22 protein-coding genes are annotated in these 20375 nt (G+C 75.2%); 10 read left to right on the forward strand and 12 right to left on the reverse strand.

What is annotated here, in order from left to right:
• The first annotated feature begins 35 nt into the window (after nt 1-35).
• Complete coding sequence (locus tag LG324_RS02100) at nt 36-818, forward strand: lipase family alpha/beta hydrolase (RefSeq protein WP_404351428.1); 783 nt, start codon at nt 36-38, stop codon at nt 816-818.
• A gap of 6 nt (nt 819-824) precedes the next feature.
• Here LG324_RS02100 and LG324_RS02105 read toward each other — a convergent pair whose 3' ends face one another.
• The 4 genes from LG324_RS02105 to LG324_RS02120 all read right to left on the reverse strand — a co-directional run bounded on the left by LG324_RS02105 (nt 825) and on the right by LG324_RS02120 (nt 4228).
• Entirely contained in the window at nt 825-1637 is an 813-nt protein-coding gene (locus LG324_RS02105; protein ID WP_207023856.1) for an ABC transporter permease, read from the reverse strand.
• A complete protein-coding gene (locus tag LG324_RS02110) occupies nt 1634-2587 on the reverse strand; it encodes an ABC transporter ATP-binding protein (protein ID WP_404351430.1) in 954 nt (317 codons plus the stop codon). The genes LG324_RS02105 and LG324_RS02110 overlap by 4 nt, the downstream gene beginning before the upstream one ends.
• Nucleotides 2584-3726: a hypothetical protein gene (locus tag LG324_RS02115; RefSeq protein WP_404351432.1), complete on the reverse strand. Its 1143-nt coding sequence runs from the start codon at nt 3724-3726 to the stop codon at nt 2584-2586. The genes LG324_RS02110 and LG324_RS02115 overlap by 4 nt, the downstream gene beginning before the upstream one ends.
• Before the next feature lie 211 nt (nt 3727-3937).
• Nucleotides 3938-4228, reverse strand: coding sequence for a GNAT family N-acetyltransferase (locus LG324_RS02120; protein ID WP_030527155.1), 291 nt, complete (start codon nt 4226-4228; stop codon nt 3938-3940).
• A gap of 115 nt (nt 4229-4343) precedes the next feature.
• On the opposite strand from LG324_RS02120, the gene LG324_RS02125 reads away from it, so the two are divergent.
• From LG324_RS02125 to LG324_RS02145, 5 genes are all read left to right on the forward strand, one after another.
• A complete protein-coding gene (locus tag LG324_RS02125; protein ID WP_404351434.1) occupies nt 4344-5570 on the forward strand; it encodes a GAF domain-containing protein in 1227 nt (408 codons plus the stop codon).
• Nucleotides 5571-6007: 437 nt separating this feature from the next.
• Nucleotides 6008-7531, forward strand: coding sequence for an aldehyde dehydrogenase (gene adh / locus LG324_RS02130; protein ID WP_404351436.1), 1524 nt, complete (start codon nt 6008-6010; stop codon nt 7529-7531).
• Between the two features lie 4 nt (nt 7532-7535).
• A complete protein-coding gene (locus LG324_RS02135) occupies nt 7536-7925 on the forward strand; it encodes a DUF779 domain-containing protein (protein ID WP_030527152.1) in 390 nt (129 codons plus the stop codon).
• 92 nt (nt 7926-8017) lie between these two features.
• The gene (locus LG324_RS02140) at nt 8018-8497 is read left to right on the forward strand and encodes an OsmC family protein (RefSeq protein ID WP_404351438.1); all 480 of its coding nucleotides are present in this window, start codon (nt 8018-8020) and stop codon (nt 8495-8497) included.
• A 45-nt stretch (nt 8498-8542) separates the two neighbouring features.
• Nucleotides 8543-9193, forward strand: a complete 651-nt coding sequence (locus LG324_RS02145; protein ID WP_404351440.1) for a DUF2510 domain-containing protein — start codon at nt 8543-8545, stop codon at nt 9191-9193.
• Between the two features lie 37 nt (nt 9194-9230).
• Here the strand turns inward: LG324_RS02145 and LG324_RS02150 are convergent, their stop codons facing one another.
• The 3 genes from LG324_RS02150 to LG324_RS02160 all read right to left on the reverse strand — a co-directional run bounded on the left by LG324_RS02150 (nt 9231) and on the right by LG324_RS02160 (nt 12656).
• Complete coding sequence (locus LG324_RS02150; protein ID WP_404351442.1) at nt 9231-10580, reverse strand: serine hydrolase domain-containing protein; 1350 nt, start codon at nt 10578-10580, stop codon at nt 9231-9233.
• A gap of 66 nt (nt 10581-10646) precedes the next feature.
• Complete coding sequence (locus tag LG324_RS02155; RefSeq protein WP_404351443.1) at nt 10647-11471, reverse strand: sigma-70 family RNA polymerase sigma factor; 825 nt, start codon at nt 11469-11471, stop codon at nt 10647-10649.
• A gap of 255 nt (nt 11472-11726) precedes the next feature.
• Entirely contained in the window at nt 11727-12656 is a 930-nt protein-coding gene (locus LG324_RS02160) for an NADP-dependent oxidoreductase (protein ID WP_404351445.1), read from the reverse strand.
• A 169-nt stretch (nt 12657-12825) separates the two neighbouring features.
• Here LG324_RS02160 and LG324_RS02165 point away from each other — a divergent pair, with 169 nt between their 5' ends.
• Complete coding sequence (locus tag LG324_RS02165) at nt 12826-13089, forward strand: hypothetical protein (RefSeq protein WP_030527146.1); 264 nt, start codon at nt 12826-12828, stop codon at nt 13087-13089.
• A gap of 185 nt (nt 13090-13274) precedes the next feature.
• Nucleotides 13275-14234 (forward strand): DUF808 domain-containing protein, encoded by a 960-nt coding sequence (locus LG324_RS02170; RefSeq protein WP_404351447.1) that lies wholly within the window; start codon nt 13275-13277, stop codon nt 14232-14234.
• Between the two features lie 21 nt (nt 14235-14255).
• Here LG324_RS02170 and LG324_RS02175 read toward each other — a convergent pair whose 3' ends face one another.
• Entirely contained in the window at nt 14256-15083 is an 828-nt protein-coding gene (locus tag LG324_RS02175; protein ID WP_404351449.1) for a methyltransferase domain-containing protein, read from the reverse strand.
• Between the two features lie 177 nt (nt 15084-15260).
• Between LG324_RS02175 and LG324_RS02180 the strand changes: the two genes are divergently transcribed.
• Complete coding sequence (locus LG324_RS02180) at nt 15261-15938, forward strand: winged helix-turn-helix transcriptional regulator (RefSeq protein ID WP_404351451.1); 678 nt, start codon at nt 15261-15263, stop codon at nt 15936-15938.
• 51 nt (nt 15939-15989) lie between these two features.
• Here LG324_RS02180 and LG324_RS02185 read toward each other — a convergent pair whose 3' ends face one another.
• Nucleotides 15990-16979, reverse strand: a complete 990-nt coding sequence (locus tag LG324_RS02185; RefSeq protein WP_404351453.1) for an LLM class F420-dependent oxidoreductase — start codon at nt 16977-16979, stop codon at nt 15990-15992.
• Between the two features lie 203 nt (nt 16980-17182).
• Here LG324_RS02185 and LG324_RS02190 point away from each other — a divergent pair, with 203 nt between their 5' ends.
• Nucleotides 17183-17671 carry a cupin domain-containing protein gene (locus LG324_RS02190; protein WP_404351455.1) on the forward strand — a complete coding sequence of 163 codons (489 nt, stop codon included), beginning with the start codon at nt 17183-17185 and terminating at the stop codon, nt 17669-17671.
• Between the two features lie 93 nt (nt 17672-17764).
• Here the strand turns inward: LG324_RS02190 and LG324_RS02195 are convergent, their stop codons facing one another.
• From LG324_RS02195 to LG324_RS02205, 3 genes are all read right to left on the reverse strand, one after another.
• On the reverse strand, nt 17765-18409 hold the full coding sequence (locus LG324_RS02195; protein WP_404351457.1) for a TVP38/TMEM64 family protein: 645 nt from the start codon (nt 18407-18409) through the stop codon (nt 17765-17767).
• A 257-nt stretch (nt 18410-18666) separates the two neighbouring features.
• Nucleotides 18667-18816, reverse strand: coding sequence for a hypothetical protein (locus tag LG324_RS02200; protein ID WP_207023889.1), 150 nt, complete (start codon nt 18814-18816; stop codon nt 18667-18669).
• 88 nt (nt 18817-18904) lie between these two features.
• Complete coding sequence (locus tag LG324_RS02205; protein WP_404351459.1) at nt 18905-20338, reverse strand: MFS transporter; 1434 nt, start codon at nt 20336-20338, stop codon at nt 18905-18907.
• Between the last annotated feature and the right edge of the window lie 37 nt (nt 20339-20375).

Here is a 20375-nt window from a genome sequence, read left to right on the forward strand (position 1 = left end):
CCGCCTCGTAGCATCGGCCGGGTGGGAGACCGACGATGAGCCCGCGCCGCCGGGCGTTCCTCGCAGGGGCGCTCGCCGTCGTCGTCCTCGGCGTGCTCGCGCTCGTGCTCGTCCCCCGGCTGGCGTCGGACCCGGCCGACACCGCCGCCGGCCCGGTGCTGCTCGTCCCCGGGTACGGCGGCAGCACCGCATCGCTCGCCTCGCTCGTCACCGCCCTGCGCACAGCGGGTCGCGACCCGCGCGTCGTCGAGGTCGGGGACGGCACCGGTGACCTCGCGGCCCAGGCGGCCGCGGTCGGTCGGGCCGCCGACGCCGCGCTCGCCGAGGGCGCCGCGTCCGTCGACGTCGTCGGCTACTCGGCCGGGGGTGTCGTCGCGCGCGTGTGGGTGGCCGGCGAGGGCGCCGGGGTGGCCCGACGCGTCGTCACGCTCGGGTCGCCGCACCACGGCACGACCGTCGCCGACCTCGGCGCCCTGCTCGGCGGGGCCTGCCCCACGGCCTGCCGCCAGCTCGCCGAGGGCAGCGACCTGCTCGCCGGCCTGCCCGAGGCCCCCGGCAGCGCCCGCTGGACGAGCATCTGGACCCGCGACGACGAGACCGTCACCCCGCCGGACTCGGCCGTCCTCGCGGGCGCGGAGGACGTCGAGCTGCAGGCGGTCTGCGCGGACGCGCGGGTGACCCACGGCGGGCTGCCCGGCGACCCGCTCGCGGTGGGCGTCGTCCTGCGCTCGCTCGGCCGCACCGCCCCGGACGCCCCGCCCACGAGCGCGGACTGCGCGGCCCTGCGGGCGGCCGGCGCCGGGGCGCTCGGCGGCTGACGCGGCTCAGCTCGTGACGTCGCGGGTCGTGAAGTTGGCCCACGCCGCGCCGAGGAAGACGAGCACGTACCCGGCCTGCACGAGCGCGCCGGCCTGGAGGTCGTGCCACGGGATGGGGTCGCGGAACAGGTCGACCCACGCCAGCCAGTACCGGGTCGGCAGGTAGTCGCGGACCGAGCCCGCGGCGTCGAGCGTCACGAGGACGGTGCTGCTCACGAGGGCGGCCAGCCCGCCGAGGGCCGCGCCGAGCGAGGAGTCGGTGAGCGTCGAGAGGAAGAGCGAGATGGCCGCGAGCCCGACCATCGACCAGCCGATCGAGAGCACCATGACGCCGGTGCGCCACGCGAGGTCGGTCGGGGTGAGGGCGGTGCCGGAGAGCGTGGTCGTCGTCAGCTGCCCCGAGTTGCCCAGCAGCGAGATGCCCGTGACGTACCCGACGACCGCCACGGCGACGACGGCCAGCAGCGTGTACGCGACGACCGACACGAGCTTGGCCGCGAGGAGCCGGGTGCGGCCCACCGGCCGGACGAGGAGGTAGCGCAGCGTCCCGGTCGACGCCTCGCCCGCGACCGCCTCGCCCGCCTGCACCGCGACGGCGATCGGCAGGAAGAACGGCAGGACGATGCCGAGCGCCGCCGCCGGGTAGAGCGCGCCGTTGCCGAGGACGGCGGCGAGCAGGGTCGGCCCCTGGCCCGGCCGGGGCGCGATCCCGGTGACCGCCAGGAAGACCGCGACGACGACGGGCAGGAGGCAGAGCAGCCCGATGCTCACCCAGGTGCGAGGACGCGAGACCAGCTTGCGCAGCTCGACCCGGATCACGCGGTCAGCTCCAGCACCGACTCCTCGAGGGTCCGTCGCTCGGGGGCGGCCTCGAGGACGGCGACGTCGGCCCGCACGAGCCGCGACGTCGCCTCGGCGACGCTCGACCCCTCGAGGACCAGACGGCCAGCGGGCTCCCCGGTGCGTCGCCGGTCCGGTGGGGGCACCCCGAGCGCCCGAGCCGCGGCCTCCACGTCGTCGACGTCGACGACCGTGCGGCCCGTCGGACCCCGCAGGGCGTCGAGGTCGTCCTGGGCGACGAGCCGGCCGCGGTGCAGCACACCGACCCTCGTGCAGAACAGCTCGACCTCGGCGAGCAGGTGGCTGGAGAGGAACACCGTCGTGCCGCCCTCGTTGAGGCGCAGCAGGAGGTCGCGCACCTCGGCGATGCCGCGCGGGTCGAGGCCGTTCGTCGGCTCGTCGAGCACGAGCAGCCGCGGCCCCCGCAGGAGGGCGGCGGCCAGCCCGAGGCGCTGGCGCATCCCGAGGGAGTAGGCGCGGACCGGCTTGCGGCCGACGTCGGCCAGGCCGACCTCGTCGAGGACCGACTCGATGCGCCGCCGCCGGCTGCGTCGGGAGCCGACCTCGGCGGCGAGGGGGTCGCCGACGTCACGGGGGCCGGCGGCGTCGAGGAGGCGCAGGTTGGCCCGGGCCGACAGGTGCGGGTAGGCCGCCGGACCCTCGACGAGGGCGCCGACCTGCGCGAGGGCGGCGGCGGCCTGCCGGGGCACCGGATGGCCGAGGACCTCGGCCTCGCCGCTCGTCGCGTGGACGAGGCCGAGGAGCATCCGCACGGTCGTCGTCTTGCCCGAGCCGTTGGGCCCGAGGAAGCCGTACCGGTCGCGCGGCCGCACGAGCAGGTCGAGGCCGTCGACGGCCGTGACCCGCCCGAAGCGCTTCGTGAGGCCCCGCGTGGCGACGGCGGGGGTGTCGGGGCTGGGGTCGGTCACTGGTCCTCCCGGAACGGGGGTGGTGAGGCGAGCAGGGCGGTGGCGACCTCGTCGAGCAGCGCGGGCTCGACGAGCCCGGCCACGACGTAGGCGTGGAAGCGGTCCTCGCCGCGGACGAGCTCGACGTTGAGCAGGCTCGAGCCGATGCGGACGACGGAGCCACCGGGCAGCTCCTCCTCGACCGAGCCGGCGCGCGTCGCGTTGCCGACGACCTCGCGCGCCACGCGGCCGGGCAGCGGCAGCACGAGGACGCGGGTCAGTCCCGTGCCGTAGGTGCTCGCGCCGTCGACGACCTGCGTCGACGCCGGCAGGCCGGCGAGCTCGTCCGGCAGGTCCCACGGGGAGCGCTGCGCCACCCGGGCGACCAGGTCGGGGGCGGAGTCCAGGGAGCGTCGCGCGGTCGGCGGCGACGGCGGGTCGAGGACGTCGGCGGGGGGCCGTCCGGTGCGCACCCCGCTCACCTCGCTGACGAGGGCGTCGGCCCCGCCGCGCGCGGTGACGACGACGCGCAGCGGCAGGCCGGTCTCGCGGTCGACCCAGACGTCGGCGCGGGCGAGGGTGCTGCGGGCCGAGGCGGGGACGACGCGCAGGCCGTCAGTGGTGCGTCCGTCGATGCGCTGTGGGGGCAGGGCGGACAGGCGGTCGTCGGGTCCGACGGCGGACAGCAGGCGGCGGCCCGCGTTCGGTGCGACGAGGTCGTCGGCCCGGGGCAGGCGGACCGACGGGTCGCCGGTGACGGTGGCGAGCCGCCGGCTGCCGTAGTCCCACGTCGTCGTCGAGGTGGCGAGGCCGTAGGTGTCGCGCTCACCGGCCGCGTCGACGGTGTCGACCCGCCAGCGCCGCGGGCCGTCCCACCAGATGCGGGTGCGGGTCGTCCCGCCGAGGAGCGTCGCGAGGTCGCCGAAGCCGCCGACGTCCGGCAGGGCCAGCCCGCCGCGGCTCTCGCCGACGGCGGTGTAGGCGACGGAGGCCGACGCCAGGGCCCGCTGCCGCACCTCCGCCGGGGTCGTCGTCGCCGCCCCGACCGCCACGGTCGACCGGAGGACGGGCACCGCGGCGAGCATCCCGACGAGCACGCCGGTCGCGGCGACGACGGCCGCCCACCGCCGCCGCGCGTCACGGCTGACGACGGTGCCCATACGGCATCCTCACCCGGGAACCGGCCGGGGACAACGTGTCCGATCGTCCGTCCACCGGCGCCGTCCAACCGTGCCCGCCCCGGCACCGCTTCTCGCTTCGCCTTCTCCGCGCGACCTGCGCAGGTCCGGGTGCGACCGCACGCGGACCCGCGCAGGTCGCCACGAGGAGAGGCCGGACCCGTGCACGCGCCGCGGCGGCCGGCCGGGTCGGTCAGGTGCGCTGCTGCACCGTGACCGGGTGGTCGGGGTGGCGTCGCAGCCACTCCGCCGCGAACGGGCAGTCCGGCCGGACGGCGCGGCCCTCCGCGGCGAGCTCGTCGAGCGCGGTGCGCACGAGCGCGCCCCCGACGCCCTGCCCCTCGAACGCCTCGCCGACGCCCGTGTGGACGAGGACGACCGCCGAGCCGTCACGGCTCTCGCGCCACACGAGCTCGCCGGCGACCTGCCCGTCGACCCGGGCCACCCACGCGTGCTCGTTCCTGCTCACCTCGACGTCGGCCACGCCGCACCACCTCCTGCGCCCATGCTGGCACCTCCGGGCCGGATGATGCGCCGGTGCGGGGCCACTGTCCGAACGGCCCGTTGCCCGCGGCGCGTCGTCGGGGTGTACTGCGAGGGTGTCGAGCAGGACGGCCCGGCGCGGCGCCGGTGGCCCCGACGGGGTCCGGTCGGTCGTCGCGGAGTCCTGGCTGCGTTCGTCCGCCGCGGGCGTGGACCCCGAGGGGCACCTGCCCCCGGTCGTCCTCGACGGCGGTGACCTCGCCGACTACCGCACCGCGCACGCCCTCTCGCACGTCTTCCCGCTGCTCTACGACGTCCTCGGGCGCGCGGCGGTCGACTGCGACGCACTGATGGCGGTCGGTGACGCGAGCGGCCACCTGCTCTGGGTCGCCGGGGCCCGGCACGTGCTGCGGCGCGCGGAGGACATCAACTTCGTCGAGGGCTCGGCGTGGAACGAGCACTCCGCCGGCACCAACGCCCCGGGGATGGCCCTGCACCTCGACGGTCCCGCCGTCGTGCGCGCCGGGGAGCACTTCAACCGGCTCGTCCACCCCTGGTCGTGCGCGGCGGCGCCCATCCACGACCCGACGACGAGCGCGGTGCTCGGCGTCGTCGACATCACGGGCGGACCCGACGTCGCCTCCCCGCAGAGCCTCGCGATGATCCGGGCCGCGGCGCGGATGGCGGAGTCCGAGCTCGGCCGGCTCGCGCTGACCGGGACGCTGCTCGGGGGCGGGGAGCATCCCGGCGCCGGCCTCGGGCCGGGGGTCGTGCGGGTGCGCGGCCTGGGTCTGCCGGAGGCGGTCGTCGAGGTCGACGGGCGCACGCACCGGCTCAGCCGCCGGCACAGCGAGATCGTCGTCGCGCTGACCGAGAACCCGCGCGGCCTGTCGGCCGAGCAGCTCGAGACCGAGGTGTACCCGGGGCGGGTGACCTCGTCGACGTTGCGCGCCGAGATGACCCGGCTGCGGACGCTGCTCGGACCGGAGGTGATGCTCTCGCGGCCCTACCGCGTGCAGGCCGAGACCGAGACCGACTGGTCCGGCGTGCTCGCGCACCTCGCCGCCGGACGGGTGCGCGACGCGCTGCGGGCGTACAAGGGCCCGCTGCTGCCGGGGTCGGAGGCGCCGGCGGTCGCGGAGCTGCGCGAGGTGCTCGAGGCGCGGATGCGCGCCGCCGTGCTCGCCTCCGGCGAGGCCGACCTCATGGTCGGGTGGACCCGCTCGCGCTGGGGCGCCGGTGACCTCGAGATGTGGGAGCGCCAGCTCGACACGCTGCCGGCGGCCTCCCCGCTGCGCCCCGTCGCCGAGGCCGAGGTCGCGCGCCTCCTGCGCGACGCCTGACCCGCCACCCCCCGTCCCCACCCGCCCCACCCGCCTCCCCTTTTCGGGGTCACCCCGAAATGTCCACGAGACACGACCTCGGAGCCGGGGTCTCGCGGACGAACCGGGGTGCATCACGGTGCCGGGGCGACCTCGCCGTGCCGGGGCGAGCTCGCCGTGCCGGGATGGTCTCGCCGTGCCGGTGTGGTTTCGACGTGCCGAGGTGCTGTGGCAGGGCGGCGGGGCGAGGTCGGGGCGGCAGGGTGATGTGGGGGCGGCGGGGCGCGGTGAAGGCAGTGGGGGCGAGGTCGAGGTGGGCCCGTGGTGCCGAGGTGGGCCCGCGGTGCCGGGGTGGTTTCGCGGTGCCGGGGCCGCGCTGCAGCGTGGTTGCAACGTCGCCGCGCCTACGGTCCGTCCATCCCGCACCGGGCACCCCACGATCGAAGGAGATCGAGTCAATGACGACGTACACCCCGCCGGGCCGCGACGGCAGCAGCATCGAGGTCAAGGGCCGCTACGAGAACTACATCGGGGGCCAGTGGGTGCCGCCGGTCAGGGGCAACTACTTCGAGAACATCACCCCCGTGACGGGGCAAGCGTTCACCGAGATCGCCCGCGGCACCGCCGAGGACATCGAGCTCGCCCTCGACGCCGCGCACGGCGCCTCCGCCGCCTGGGGCCGCACGAGCGCGACCGAGCGCTCCAACATCCTCCTGAAGATCGCCGACCGGATGGAGGCCCACCTCGAGGACCTCGCCGTCGCCGAGACCTGGGACAACGGCAAGCCGGTCCGCGAGACCCTCGCCGCCGACATCCCGCTCGCGATCGACCACTTCCGCTACTTCGCGGGCGCCGTTCGTGCACAGGAGGGTTCGATCGGCGAGATCGACGAGTACACCGTGGCGTACCACATCCACGAGCCGCTCGGCGTCGTCGCGCAGATCATCCCCTGGAACTTCCCGATCCTCATGGCGGTCTGGAAGCTCGCCCCCGCGCTCGCGGCCGGCAACTGCGTCGTCCTCAAGCCGGCGGAGCAGACCCCGTGGTCGATCCTCAAGCTCGTCGAGCTCGTCGGCGACCTGCTGCCCGACGGCGTCCTCAACGTCGTCAACGGCTTCGGCGTCGAGGCCGGCAAGCCGCTCGCGTCGAGCCCGCGCATCGCCAAGGTCGCCTTCACCGGCGAGACGACGACCGGCCGCCTGATCATGCAGTACGCGAGCCAGAACCTCATCCCGGTCACGCTCGAGCTCGGCGGCAAGAGCCCGAACATCTTCTTCGAGAACGTCTCCGCGCAGCGGGACTCGTTCTACGACAAGGCCCTCGAGGGCTTCGCGCTCTTCGCGCTCAACCAGGGCGAGGTCTGCACCTGCCCGAGCCGCGCGCTCATCCAGTCCTCGATCTACGACGAGTTCCTCCAGGACGCCGTCGACCGCGTCGGGAAGATCGTCCAGGGCAACCCATTCGACACCGACACGATGATCGGCGCACAGGCGAGCAACGACCAGCTCGAGAAGATCCTGTCCTACATCGACATCGGCAAGCAGGAGGGCGCGAAGGTCCTCATCGGTGGCGCGCGGGCCGACCTCGGGGGCGAGCTGTCCGGCGGCTACTACGTCCAGCCGACCGTCTTCGAGGGCGAGAACTCGATGCGCATCTTCCAGGAGGAGATCTTCGGGCCGGTCGTGTCCGTCACCCGCTTCGAGGACGAGGCCGACGCGCTGAAGATCGCCAACGACACCCTCTACGGCCTCGGCGCCGGCGTGTGGAGCCGTGACGGCTCGCAGGCCTACCGGGCCGGCCGCGAGATCCAGGCCGGCCGCGTGTGGACGAACAACTACCACGCGTACCCCGCGCACGCGGCGTTCGGCGGCTACAAGCAGTCGGGCATCGGGCGCGAGACCCACAAGATGATGCTCGAGCACTACCAGCAGACGAAGAACCTCCTCGTCAGCTACAGCCCCGACGCGCTCGGCTTCTTCTGAGCCGATGAGCGTCCCGGCCACCGCGAGCCGGGTCGACGTCACGGGTGGGGCGGCGGAGCTCCTCCGCCGCCTCACCGCGACGCACGGCCCGCTGATGTTCCACCAGTCCGGCGGGTGCTGCGACGGGTCGGCCCCGATGTGCTACCCCGACGGCGACCTCATCATCGGCGACGCCGACGTCCACCTCGGGACGCTCGACGTCGGTCTGGACCGGGCTGTCCCCGTCTGGATCTCGCGGGCGCAGTTCGAGTACTGGCGCTACACGCACCTGACGATCGACGTCGTGCCCGGCCGCGGCGCCGGCTTCTCGCTCGAGGCGCCCGAGGGCGTCCGCTTCGTCATCCGCTCCCGGATGCTCACCGTCGACGAGCTGCACGACCTCGACGACGACTGACCGGCAGGGCCGCGGGACCGTCCGGCCGGGCGGTCCCGCGGCCCGTCCGGGCGTGCTTGGCTGGGGGGATGGACCGCGCCACGCTCCGCCAGATGCAGGCTCCGCTCCGCGAGCGCTACGCCGCCGACCCGTCCTCCGCGCACACACCGCTGCACGCCACCGCCGACTTCCGGGACGAGGGCGTCACCTGCACCGTCGACGGGTTCGCGGGACCGGTGCGGGCCGGGCTGCACCGCGCGACCGGCGGCGACGGCTCCGACGCGTGCAGCGGCGACATGCTCCTCGAGGCGCTGCTCGCCTGTGCCGGGGTGACGCTGCGCAGCGTCGCGACGTCCATGGACCTGGCGCTCGGCGAGGTGCACGGGGTCGCCGAGAGCTCGTTCGACGCCCGTGGCACCCTCGGCCTCGACCGCGCCGTGCCCGTCGGCATCGGACCCGTCACCCTCACGTTCACCGTCGCGACGGACGCCGACGACGCCGCGCTCGAGCGGCTGGCGACCTCGACGGAGCGGTACTGCGTCGTCGGGGCGAGCCTCCGTGAGGCCCCCACGGTCGTGGTCCGCCGGGCATAGCCTGTCCCCAGCACGGCGACCCGGCCGCACGAGGAGGACAGCAGGATGAGCGCACCCCCCGGATGGCACCCGCAGCCCGACGGCCGCGACCGCTGGTGGGACGGCCAGCAGTGGACCGACCACTTCCGGGACCCGGTGGCCCCCGCCGCTCCGGCGCCCTACGGCACCCCGGGCGCGCCCCAGGGCCAGTGGCCGCCACCGAAGCGCGGGATGAGCGGCGGCGCCAAGGGCTGCCTCGTCGCCGCGGTCGTCGTGGTCCTGCTCGTCGTCGTGGCGCTCGTCGTCGGCGGGATCTTCTTCGCGCGCACCGCGAACCGCGTCGTCGAGGACGTCCGGACCTCGTTCCCGACCTCGAGCGCGTTCCCCTCGGGGCTCCCCAGCGACCTTCCCGGAGGCGGCGAGCCGGTCGAGGTCACGGTCGGTGAGGGGTTCGAGCTGGGATCCGCGAGCGTCGAGCCCGGCTGGACCCTCGGGAGCCTGGCCGGCGTCGGCGCGACGGTCGACGGGATGACCGTCACCTTCGGCGGCGGCAACGCGCTCCCGGTGGTGTTCTCGATGGACTTCGACAACGGAGCGTCGACGACGTGCACGGCGAGCCCGGCGGAGGGCGCCGACTCCGGCGACGTCTCGTGCCTCCCGATGGTCGACGACGCCCCGGACGACGGCGCCCGGGTCACGGTCACCCCACGGTTCTGACGCTGCGGGTCACGGCCGCCGGGTCACGGCCGCCGGCTCACGACCCGGTGGCGTTGACGACGTCCTGGACGAGCTCGTCGGTGCGCAGGTCGGCGGGGTCGACCTCCGGCGAGAACCCCATCCGGACCACGACGAGCCGCTGCGACGGCACGACGTAGACGCGCTGGCCGTCGTGCCCGCTCATCCAGTAGGCGTCCGCCGGCAGGAGCGGCGTGACGAGGGAGCCGTCGGCCTGCCGGTTGACCCACCAGCCGGCCGCGTAGCCCTTCTCCTCGCTGCGGTCGACCGGCTCGGCCGTCGTCGAGCGCTGCATCCAGCCCTCCGGCAGCAGGCGCTTGCCCTCCCAGACCCCGTCCTGGAGCGCGAGCTGCCCGAGCACGGCCCAGTCCCGGGGCGTCGCCCACAGGTACGAGCTGCAGACCGGCGTGCCCGCGGCGTCGGTCTCCCAGACCGCCGACGACAGGCCGAGCGGGGCGAACAGCTCGGTCCGGGGGAAGTCGCGGTCCGGGGTGTCGGCGAGCGAGGACAGCCACGAGCAGACGAGGTTGGTCGAGCCGCTCGAGTACTGCTGGTAGGAACCCGGCCGGTGCGCCAGCGGCTGGCTCGCGACGTACTTCGCCATGTCCGGCGCGTCGTAGAGCATCTCGGTGATGGGGGTGCCCAACGAGTAGGTCTCGTCCCACCGCAGCCCGCTCGTCATCCGCAGGAGCTGGTCGACGGTGATGTCGGCGCGCCCGTCGGTCCACTCCGGGCGCAGGTGGTCCTCGCCGAGGTCGAGCCCCCGGTCCAGGACGTACCGGCCGACGAGCAGGTTGGTCGCGCTCTTGGCCATCGACCACCCGAGCTGCGGTGTGCCCGGGGTGAACCCGTCGGCGTACCGTTCGGCCACGAGCTTGCCGTCCTGGACGACGACGACGGCCCGCGTGCCGAGCCGTCGCTTGGCGGCGTTGGTCAGGTCGTCGCCGAAGGCCCGGGCCATGGCCCGGCTCAGCGCCTTGTCGGCGCGCGGCACCTCGGCCCCCTCGAACGGGTTGCCCTCCGGCTCGACCTTGGTCGCCCGGCGCTGGTCCTGCGGCTGCTCGGACGCGACGGTGCAGCCGTACCCCGGTGTGTACCAGGCCTTCTGCTTGGCGAGGATCCAGGCGACGGCGGAGGTCGAGGAACCTCCGGCCTCGTCGACGTAGCCGGTCAGGTAGGGCACGAGCGGGTTCGGCGGCAGGTCGGCCCCGGGGTCCTTGCGCCCGGCCACGAGCTCGACGGCACACGCGTTGTGCGCGGCGTAGCCGGTGCCGGTGCGCAGCAGCGGTCGGTACTGGCGGTACCCGAGCACGGCGCCGACGACGACGAGCACGAGCAGGACGGCGAGGATCCGGCGCAGGACACGCATGGCGGGACGGTACCGCCCGGTGGCACGCGCTGCGGGGACGTCGGCCGAGCGGCCGGGACCCGCAGGTCAGGCGGCGGGCAGGGCCTCGAGGCGCAGCCGCAGGCGGTCGAGCAGCTGGGTGAGCAGGCGCGAGACCTGCATCTGGCTCACACCGATCGACTCGCCGATCTCGCGCTGGGTGCGCTCCTCGACGAAGCGCATGCGGATGATGACCTGCTCGCGCGGCGTGCAGCGACGGACCTCCTCGCGCAGCGTCGCGGACAGCGCGAGGTCGTCGGCCCAGTCGGCCGACCCGGTCAGCAGGTCGCCGACCCGGCCACCGCCGGGCAGCGGCGCGTCGAGGGAGTCCGGGGTGAACGCCGACCCGGTGGCCCGGGCGTCGCGGACGTCGACCTCGCTACGGCCGATGGCCTCGGCCATCTCGCCGGCGGTCGACTCGCGGCCGAGGCGGTGCCGCAGGGCCTCCTCGGCGGCGACGAGCTCGGAGCGCAGCTCCTGGAGGGCGCGCGGCGGGCGCACCGCCCAGCCGGCGTCCCGGAAGTGCCGCTTGAGCTCCCCGCGGACCGACGGCACGGCGTAGGCGGCGAAGCCCCGCCCGGCCCCGGGCCGGTAGCGCCGCACGGCGGCGACGAGCGCGGCCCGCGCCACCTGGACGAGGTCGTCGGTCTCGATGCCGCGCCCGGCGTACCGCAGGGCGAGCGAGTCGGCCAGCGGCAGGGTCTCGGTGACCACCGCGGTGAGGACCCGGTCGTGCTCGGGGCCCGCGGCTGACCGGTGCAGCTCGACGAGGAGCGACTCGAGCCGCTCGTCGTGCTCGCGACGCTGCAGCTCGCGGCCGGAGACCTGGTGGTTCCGGGTGGGGACCTGCTCGACGGCGACGATCTGGGACATGGCACTACCTCCGGTCCACGACGAAGACCGGTGGCACCTTGCTCGACCACCGCAGACCCCGATCGGGGTCTGGTGCCGACGCTAGACGGACCTTCGACGCCCGAGGGCGGGAGGGTCGCGAAAGTTCGACAAACTTTCGGCAGGACCGAGCGGCCGACGACACGGCTCGACTCGAACTCCCCTGCCGGGCAACGACTTCGCCCCCTCCGGCGCGAATCCGCACGAGGGGGCGAAGGTTCGACAGGTCGTGTCCGCTCAGTCGTCGGAGACGTGGATGACGAGCTTGCCGCGGACGTGGCCCTCCTGGCTGCGGGCGAAGGCGTCGCGCACCTCGTCGAGGCCGTAGCGGCCGGCCACGTCGACGGTCAGGCCGCCGCGGGCCGCAAGGTCGGCGAGCCACTGCAGCTCCTCGGCGTCGGGCCGCACCCACACCCACGACCCGCCGTGCTCGATGACCGACGGGTCGGCGACCGACGCGTGCCGGCCGCCCTCGCGCAGCACGCCGAGCGTGTCGTCGAGGACCCCGCCGACGAAGTCGGCGACGGCGTCCACACCGTCGGGGGCCAGGGCACGCACGCGCTCGACGAGGCCGTCGCCGTACGTCACGGGCTCGACGCCGAGCTCGCGCAGCCGGTCGTGGTTGGACTCGGAGGCGGTCCCGATGACGCGCGCGCCGAGCTCGCGGGCGACCTGCACCGCGAGGAGCCCGACCCCGCCGGCGGCGGCGTGCACGAGCACGGTGTCGCCCCGGCCGACCTCCAGCCGCTTGAGCGTGCGGTAGGCGGTCTGGCCGGCGAGCGGGAGGGCGCCCGCGCTGTCCCAGTCCAGACCGGCCGGCTTCTTCGCCGCCGCGCGCACCGGGACGGTGACCAGCTCGGCGAAGGTGCCGCCGTGGACCCAGTCCTTGCGCGCATAGGCCAGCACCTCGTCACCGACGGCGAGCTCCGGGGTGTCCGGTCCGACGGCGCGGACGACGCCGGCGACGTCCCAGCCGGGGACGACCGGGAAGGTGGCCTCCATCATCCCGTCGAGGCCGCCGGACATCAGCTTCCAGTCGACGGGGTTCACCGAGGCGCTGCGCACCTCGACGAGGGCCTCGCCGGGGCCGACCTTGGGGTCGGGGAGGTCGTCGCGGACCTCCAGGACGTCGAGGTCGCCGTAGTGGTCGTAGGTCACTGCTCGCATGGGGGAGTCAGCGCCACGGACCCCGGGCGGCATTCCCGCGCGTCCCCGCACCCTCGACGCGTCACGCCGCACGGAAGCTCGTCGATCGGTGTTTGTGCCGGTCACGGGCGGGTACGGTCGGGTGGCCCCGCCACCGCGGGGAGCACGAACGGACGAGGAGGTCCGGGGGATGACGACCGTTCACGTCGCCGAGGGGGCGACCGGCGCGGGGGACGACCCGCTGCTGGCGTCGCACCTCGCCGAGCTGCGCACCGCGCTCGCCGACCACCCGTTCCCCACCCACCAGGACGACCTCATCGCGTCCTGCCTCGCGCTCGGCACGCCCGCGCGGGTCTGCTGCCGGCTCTCCCTCCTGGACCGCACGCACGAGTACGCCTCGCTCGACGAGGTGCAGGCCGCCATCGTCGCGGCCTGCCCGCCGCCCGGCGCCTGACCCCGGCCCCACACCCGGCGACACCGCAGTCATGGTCGCGATCACGACCACTCCTGCGGTGTAGCCCGCGTCCGGCGTCCGGCGGCGGGGGGTGCCGACGGGTCCGGGACGCGACCGCGACCCACTAGCGTGGCCTCCCACGGGACCCCGGACGGCCGGGGCCACGACCGAGAGGAACCACCCCGATGGCCGGTGGGCTCGTCGCACTGCTCGACGACATCGCCGCGATCGCGAAGCTCGCGGCCGCGTCCGTCGACGACGTGGGGGCCGCGGCCGGGCGGGCCAGCGCGAAGGCCGCCGGCGTCGTCGTCGACGACACCGCCGTCACGCCCCGCTACGTCACCGGGGTCTCGCCGGAGCGCGAGCTGCCGATCATCAAGAAGATCGCCATCGGCTCGATCCGCAACAAGCTGCTCATCATCCTGCCGGTGGCCCTGCTGCTCAGCCAGTTCCTCCCGTGGCTGCTCACGCCGATCCTCATGCTCGGCGGCACCTACCTCGCGTACGAGGGCGCCGAGAAGATCTGGGAGAAGCTCGCCCACCACGAGGCGCACGCCGAGCCGGTCACCGAGGTCGGGCCCGAGCAGGAGCAGCAGATGGTCTCCGGCGCCATCCGCACCGACCTCATCCTCTCCGCCGAGATCATGGTCATCGCGCTCGACGACGTCGCGTCCGAGCCGTTCCTCACCCGGGCCGCCGTGCTCGTCGTCGTCGCGGTCCTCATCACCGCGCTCGTCTACGGCGTCGTCGGGCTCATCGTCAAGATGGACGACATCGGGCTGCACCTGGCCGGCCGGGAGTCCAGCGGCGCCCGCCGGGTCGGGGAGGGCCTGGTCCGGGCCATGCCCAAGGTCCTCTCGTTCCTCTCGACCCTCGGCATCGTCGCGATGCTCTGGGTCGGCGGTCACATCCTCCTCGTCGGCGCCGACGAGCTCGGCTGGCACGGCCCGTACTCGCTGGTCCACCACGCCGAGGAGGCCGTCCACGACGCCACCGGTGCGCTCGGTGGCCTGCTCGGCTGGCTGACCAACACCCTCGGCTCGGCCGTCGCCGGCGCGGTCGTCGGCGCCGTGGTCGTCGCGGTCGTGCTCGCCGTGAAGCAGGCCCGCGGCGGCGACCCGCAGGACGCCGCCGCGTCGCACTGACACCGCGGCGTCCCCCGCGCGTCAGGCGCGGGTCGCGGTGAGCAGCAGGTACTCCCAGCGCATCCGACCGTCGGCGTCCGTCCCCTCGCGGGCCACGCCGTCGATGGCTGCCTCGAGGGCAGCCCGCTGCTCGGGGTCGTCGGCGACCGAACGGTGCACGGCCACCGTCGGCCCGTAGCGCTCGACGAAGAACGTCCGGAACTCCTCCGGGGTCGCGAAACCCTCGACGACGAGCTCGCGGCGCTCGGCCCGCAGGTCGCGCACACCGTCGCCGAGCAGGCCCTCGACGTGCTCCGGCCGCCCCCACAGCGGCGGCGGCTGCGCCCCGGGCGGCGGGGGCGGCGCCCACGGCCGGATGGCGGCGAGCAGCCGGCCGATGAACCCCTCGGGTGTCCAGGACAGCAGGGCGATGCGCCCTCCCGGCCGGCAGACGCGCAGCAGCTCGCCGGCCGAGGCCTCGTGCACCGGCGCGAACATCACGCCGACGCAGGAGAGCACGACGTCGAAGGTCGCGTCGGGGTAGGGCAGGTCCTCGGCGTCGGCGACGTCCCAGAGGACCTCGAGCCCGGCGTCCCGGGACCGTTCCCGCCCGACCTCGACGAGCTCGGGCGTGAGGTCGGACGCGGTGACGTCGGCGCCGGCGCGCGCGGCCGGCAGCGAGGCGTTGCCCGCGCCCGCGGCGACGTCGAGGACGCGCTCCCCGGGCGTGATGGAGGCGGCCTCGACGAGCACCTCGCCGAGGCGCGGGATGACCCGGTCGGCGACGCTCGGGTAGTCGCCGAGCGCCCAGAGGGCGGCATGGCGGGCCTTGACCTCGGGCGGGGCCGGCGGGGCGTGGTGGACGGTCATGGTGGTCTCCTCTCGTCGGGCGACCAGCGTCCCGCCGGGCCGCGCCGGCCATCCAGTGCCGGATGTGGACCGCCTCCGGTCCACGATCTGTACTGGCGCGCCGGGCCCGGGCAGCGGTTCACTGGACGCACCGGCGTCGGCGGCGACCACCCGTCCGCCGTCCGGGGGAGGTGTGCGATGGCCTCGACCTACGGCCAGTTCTGCCCGGTCGCCAAGGCGATGGAGGTGCTCGACGAGCGGTGGACGCTGCTCGTCGTGCGTGAGCTGCTCTGCGGCAGCACCCACTTCAACGACCTGCGGCGCGGGGTGCCGCGGATGTCGCCGACGCTGCTCTCGAAGCGGCTGCGGAGGCTCGAGCGCGCGGGGGTGGTGGAGCGCCGGGTCGTCGGCGGCCGGACGTCGTACCACCTGACGCGCAGCGGGCAGGAGCTGCGCGGGGTCGTCGAGGCGCTCGGGGCCTGGGGGGTGCGCTGGGTCGGTGACCTCGGACAGGAGGACCTCGACCCGCACCTGCTCATGTGGGACCTCAAGCGGACGCTGCCCCTCGACCGCTGGCCGCGGGAGCGCACGGTCGTCGCCTTCACCTACACCGACGTCGAGCCGCGCGCCCGGCGCTGGTGGGTCGTCGTCGACGGGGCGTCGGTCGACGTGTGCGACGCCGACCCGGGGTTCGAGGTCGACGCGGCGCTCACGACGACGCTGCGCGCGATGACCGAGATCTGGCGCGGTGACCGGGCGTGGGAGGAGGCGGTGCGGGGGCGGCTCGTCGCCATCGACGCGCCGGCCGACGTCGTCCGCGCCGTGCCGGGCTGGGTCGGCATCTCGACCCTCGGCGTCGTCCCACGCCCGGCCTGACGCTGCGGTCGGGCCGGGCGGTGGGAGGCATCCGCCGGGGTGGGTGGGGTGTCAGGACGAGGGGGCGGCGGCGCGCAGCTTCTCGAGGAGCTCGGGGGCGACCTCGTCGAGGAACGGCGTCTGGTGCTCGCCGCCGACCTGGACCAGCGCGATGTCGGTGAAGCCGGCCTCCCAGTAGGGCGCGACGGCCTCGACGATCTGGTCGAGGTCGGGGCCGCACGGGATGGACTCGGCGACGTCCTCCTCGCGGACGAACTGGGTGGCCCCGCTGAAGCCCATCGGGGTCGGCAGGTCGGCGTTGACCTTCCAGCCGCCGGCGAACCAGCGGAACTGCTCGTGGGCGCGGGTGACGGCCGTGGCCTCGTCGCGGTCCCAGCAGATCGGGATCTGGCCGATGGCGCGGGCGCCGGAGCCGATCGTCGAGCCGGCGAGCTCGTTCCACTGCTCGACGAGCTCGGCCTCGGGCTGGACGGCGACGAGGTGGTCGGCGAGCGGGCCGAACCGCTCGATGCCCGCACTGCCGCTCACCGCCACGCCGATCGGGACGCCGTGCTCGGGCAGGTCCCAGAGGCGCGCGGAATCGACGTCGAAGTACTCGCCGCGGTAGGTCGTCAGCTCGCCGGTGAACAGCTCGCGGATGATCTCCATCGCCTCGGCGAGCATGTCCTGGCGCTGGGCGACCGGCGGCCAGCCCTGCCCGATGACGTGCTCGTTGAGGTTCTCGCCGGAACCGAGGCCGAGAGTGAAGCGGCCGTCGGCGAGGATCTGGAGGGTCGCGGCCTGCTGCGCGACGACGGCCGGGTGGTAGCGCATCGTCGGGCAGGTCACGTAGGTCGCGAGGTCGACCGTGCTCGTCGCGTGGGCGACGGCGCCGAGCATCGTCCAGGCGTGGGGGGCGTGCCCCTGCTCGGTCAGCCAGGGCGAGTAGTGGTCGCTCGAGACCAGCAGGTCGAAGCCGGCGGCCTCGGCGCGCACGGCGGCGTCGACGAGCTCCTTGGGGCCGCTCTGCTCGGTCATCAGGGTGAAGCCGAAACGGGTCACGCGTCCTGCTCCTCGGGTCGGGCGGGGGCCGGCGGGTCCGGCCGCTTGCCCGTCCTCGTACCCCGCGGCGCCCCGCGCCGAACCCCTCGCCCGCGTCCACCCCGCCTCCCTCCCGCGAACGTGCGTGGACCCGCCGGTGGACCCCGGCGGGTCCACACGCGTCCGCGCTGGTCGGGGGCGTGGATGGCGCCTACCGTCGGGGGATGGGGTACCCACCACGCCTGTACGACGGGGACGACGGCGAGGTCTCGGCCTGGACGCACCCGGCCGACCGCCCGCCGGACCTGACCTACCCGAACGGCAACGAGGTGCACTACCTCGCGTCGGGGGCCTCGACCGGCGGCCTCTTCGGCCTCTACCGGTGGACCTTCGCGGGGCCACCGAGCGGGCCGGGACCGCACTTCCACCGGACGCTCAGCGAGTCCTTCCACGTCCTCGAGGGCGTCGTGCGGATCTTCGACGGGCGCGACTGGGTGCGCGCCGGCCCGGACGACTTCGTCCACGTGCCGCCGGGCGGCGTCCACGGCTTCCGCAACGAGGACGGGCCCGCGCGGATGCTCCTGCACTTCGCGCCGGGGGCGCCGCGCGAGGGGTACTTCGAGGGCCTCGCCGCGGGCACCGACGGCTGGAGCCGCGAGCACTACGACGCCTTCATGGCCGAGCACGACAACATCTGGGTCGACGGCACCTGACCCCGACCGCCGCCCCTCCATCCGCGAACGCGTGTGAAACCGCCGGGGATGTCCGGCGATTTCACACACGTTCGCGCGAGAGGGAGGGTCAGGTCAGGGGCGGCGGGGGCCGAGGCGTCGGGCGAGCACCCCGGCGGCGACGAGCAGCAGCACACCGGCGCCACCGGCGAGGAGGATGGTCGTCGCGTCCTGGCCGGCCGAGGCACCGACCGCGACGTAGGCGACCGTCCCCGGCACGACGCCGAGCGCCGTCCCGAGCAGGTAGTCGCGCCGCCCGACCCGGCTCACGCCGGCGCCGTAGTTGACGACCGTGAACGGGACGAACGGCGTGAGCCGGGCGATGACGACCGCCAGCAGCCCACGCTCGCGCAGCACCCGCCGCACCCGCTCGACCCGGGCGCCGGTGATGCCGTCGACCGCGTCGGCGCCGAGCCGGCCGGCCAGCTCGAACGTCACCCAGGCGCTCGCGACCGCACCGCCCCACGACAGCGCGCTGCCCGCGCCGAGGCCGAAGAGGGCGCCGGCGATGCCCGCGAGGAGGTTCTTCGGGACCGGGACGAGGGTGAGGACGACGTGCAGCACGACGAAGACGACCGGACCCCACGCGCCGCTGGCGGCGACGGCACGGCGCACCGTCGCGAGGTCGCCGCCGAGCAGGAGCAGCGCCAGACCGCCGGCGAGCAGCACCCCGACGACGAGCCCGACGAGGCGCAGGCGGGCGGCGGTCGAGGACGGCATCCCGGTCAGCCTAGGCGCGGGTGGTGACGTCGACTGCGCCCGCATCCGGGCTTGCTCGAGCGGCGCCGAGGCCGCTCAGCGAGCGGGTGCGCAGGTGTCGGCGGTCGCCAGCCGCCGGCCGAGGGCGCCGACGCCGAGGGCGGCGACCGGCACGAGGGCCCGCGTCGTCACGGCGACGCCGTCATCAGCCGGGCGCGGGCGAGCAGGACGAGCGGGCTCGCGGCCCAGGGGGCGGTGGCGAGGACCCGGGCGGGCGGTCACCGCCGGTCGGTGGCCTGCTCGGCGGGCTCGTCGGCGCAGGTGCAGCGGGCGGGCGGCGGGACGGACGCCATGACCATGTCGGCGTGCATGCCGCAGCCGGCCCAGGTGGTCTTGCCGCAGACGTGGCAGGTGGCGGGGGAGCACACGGCGACCTCCGGGAGGGCGAGGGGGGGAGCGGTCGACCACAGGATGGCACATACCCGTGGGGGTATCAATTCACGAGCAGCGACCCGGTCAGGCGAGTCCCGCGGCCCGGGTGCCGGTGGACCGCGAGCGGACCGCGACCACCCCGGCGGCGAGCACGACGGCGGTGATCACGCCGAACCCGAGGCGCGGCTCGAGGGGCACGAGGATGCCGACGGTCCCGCCGACGACCCAGAAGGCCTGGAGGATCGTCTCGGACCACGAGAACACCCGCGCGCGGACGACCTCGGCGACGTCGCGCTGGATGAGGGCGTCGAGGCACAGCTTGGCCAGCTGCCCGAAGACCCCGCCCGCGAGCCCGACGAGGGCCAGCACCCAGACGGAGTAGAAGAGCGACGTGGCGAGCGCGGCGGCCGCCGCGACGACCGCGATGGCGGTGGCCATCACCTCCGGCGCCGGGGTCTCCTTGCGGTTGCCGATGAGCGACCCCACGCCGTTGCCGACGCCCGCGGCCCCCGCGACGACGGCGAGGACGAGCGGCCCGTTCCAGCCGGGGATGGGGTGCTCGCGCATGAGGAAGGTGAGGAACAGGGTGAGGAACCCGGTGAGGAGGCGTGCGCCCGTCGTCAGCCACAGCACGTAGCGCACGGTGACCGGCAGCGCCCGCAGCCGGCGGGCGCCGCGCTCGGGCGAGCCGATGGGCTCCTCCCCGACCGGCGTGCCGTCGACGTCGAGCTCGCCGAGGCTGGAGTCGACCCGCGCGGGCAGGCGGATGGCCAGGACGGTGGCGGCGACGAAGATCACGAAGGCGACGCGCAGCGACCAGTCGGGCCCGATGCGCGACGCGGCCCCGGCGACCCCGCCGCCGAGGACCATCCCGACGATGCCGGCGATGTTGAGGCGCGAGTTGGCGCTCACGAGACCGATGCCCGCGGGCAGCAGGCGCGGGACGGCGGCGGCGCGGGCGACGGCGTAGGACCGGGATGCCACGAGGCACCCGAGGGCTGCGGGGAAGAGCCACGGGCTGTCCTCGAGGACGGCCGTGGCCAGCACCCACGCGAGGAAGCCGCGCATCGCGAGGGTCGTGCCGAGCGCCCAGCGGCGCCCGTGCCGGAAGCGGTCGAGCAGCGGCCCGATGAGCGGCGCGAGGAGGAGGAAGGGCGCCATCGTCAGGAGGAGGAAGAGGGCGACCCGGCCGCGGGCCTCGTCCGTCGGCATCGCGAAGACGGTGCCGGCGAGCGACACGGTGACGGCGGCGTCACCCGCCACGTTGACCGCGTGCAGCTCGGTGAGCCGCGCGAGCCCGGTGTCGGCGGCGCCGTCGGCCCCCGCGAAGCGCCGGAAGCGCTGCCCGGCGGCCCGGCCCCCGCGCCCGACGACCCGCGCGGACGCGGCGCCCCCACGGCCGACCGCCCGCAGGCCCCGGCCACCCCCGCGGCCGACGGCGCGGGCCCCGTCGGTGAACCGGCGCGGGCGCGCGGCGCGCGGCTCCTGCTCCGGTGGGGTGGAGGGCGGGACGGTCACGCACCGATCCTGCCTCGTGCCGGGCGGGTCGTGGGGG

This window comes from Phycicoccus jejuensis, from assembly GCF_044797865.1.
GTDB lineage: Bacteria > Actinomycetota > Actinomycetes > Actinomycetales > Dermatophilaceae > Phycicoccus > Phycicoccus jejuensis.

Coding starts and splice junctions, on each gene's coding strand:
- LG324_RS02100 (WP_404351428.1), top strand. CDS start 36: ATGAGCCCGCGCCGCCGGGCGTTCCTCGCAGGGGCGCTCGCCGTCGTC.
- LG324_RS02115 (WP_404351432.1), bottom strand. CDS start 3,726: ATGGGCACCGTCGTCAGCCGTGACGCGCGGCGGCGGTGGGCGGCCGTC.
- adh (WP_404351436.1), top strand. CDS start 6,008: ATGACGACGTACACCCCGCCGGGCCGCGACGGCAGCAGCATCGAGGTC.
- LG324_RS02135 (WP_030527152.1), top strand. CDS start 7,536: ATGAGCGTCCCGGCCACCGCGAGCCGGGTCGACGTCACGGGTGGGGCG.
- LG324_RS02140 (WP_404351438.1), top strand. CDS start 8,018: ATGCAGGCTCCGCTCCGCGAGCGCTACGCCGCCGACCCGTCCTCCGCG.
- LG324_RS02145 (WP_404351440.1), top strand. CDS start 8,543: ATGAGCGCACCCCCCGGATGGCACCCGCAGCCCGACGGCCGCGACCGC.
- LG324_RS02150 (WP_404351442.1), bottom strand. CDS start 10,580: ATGCGTGTCCTGCGCCGGATCCTCGCCGTCCTGCTCGTGCTCGTCGTC.
- LG324_RS02155 (WP_404351443.1), bottom strand. CDS start 11,471: ATGTCCCAGATCGTCGCCGTCGAGCAGGTCCCCACCCGGAACCACCAG.
- LG324_RS02160 (WP_404351445.1), bottom strand. CDS start 12,656: ATGCGAGCAGTGACCTACGACCACTACGGCGACCTCGACGTCCTGGAG.
- LG324_RS02165 (WP_030527146.1), top strand. CDS start 12,826: ATGACGACCGTTCACGTCGCCGAGGGGGCGACCGGCGCGGGGGACGAC.
- LG324_RS02170 (WP_404351447.1), top strand. CDS start 13,275: ATGGCCGGTGGGCTCGTCGCACTGCTCGACGACATCGCCGCGATCGCG.
- LG324_RS02175 (WP_404351449.1), bottom strand. CDS start 15,083: ATGACCGTCCACCACGCCCCGCCGGCCCCGCCCGAGGTCAAGGCCCGC.
- LG324_RS02180 (WP_404351451.1), top strand. CDS start 15,261: ATGGCCTCGACCTACGGCCAGTTCTGCCCGGTCGCCAAGGCGATGGAG.
- LG324_RS02190 (WP_404351455.1), top strand. CDS start 17,183: ATGGGGTACCCACCACGCCTGTACGACGGGGACGACGGCGAGGTCTCG.
- LG324_RS02195 (WP_404351457.1), bottom strand. CDS start 18,409: ATGCCGTCCTCGACCGCCGCCCGCCTGCGCCTCGTCGGGCTCGTCGTC.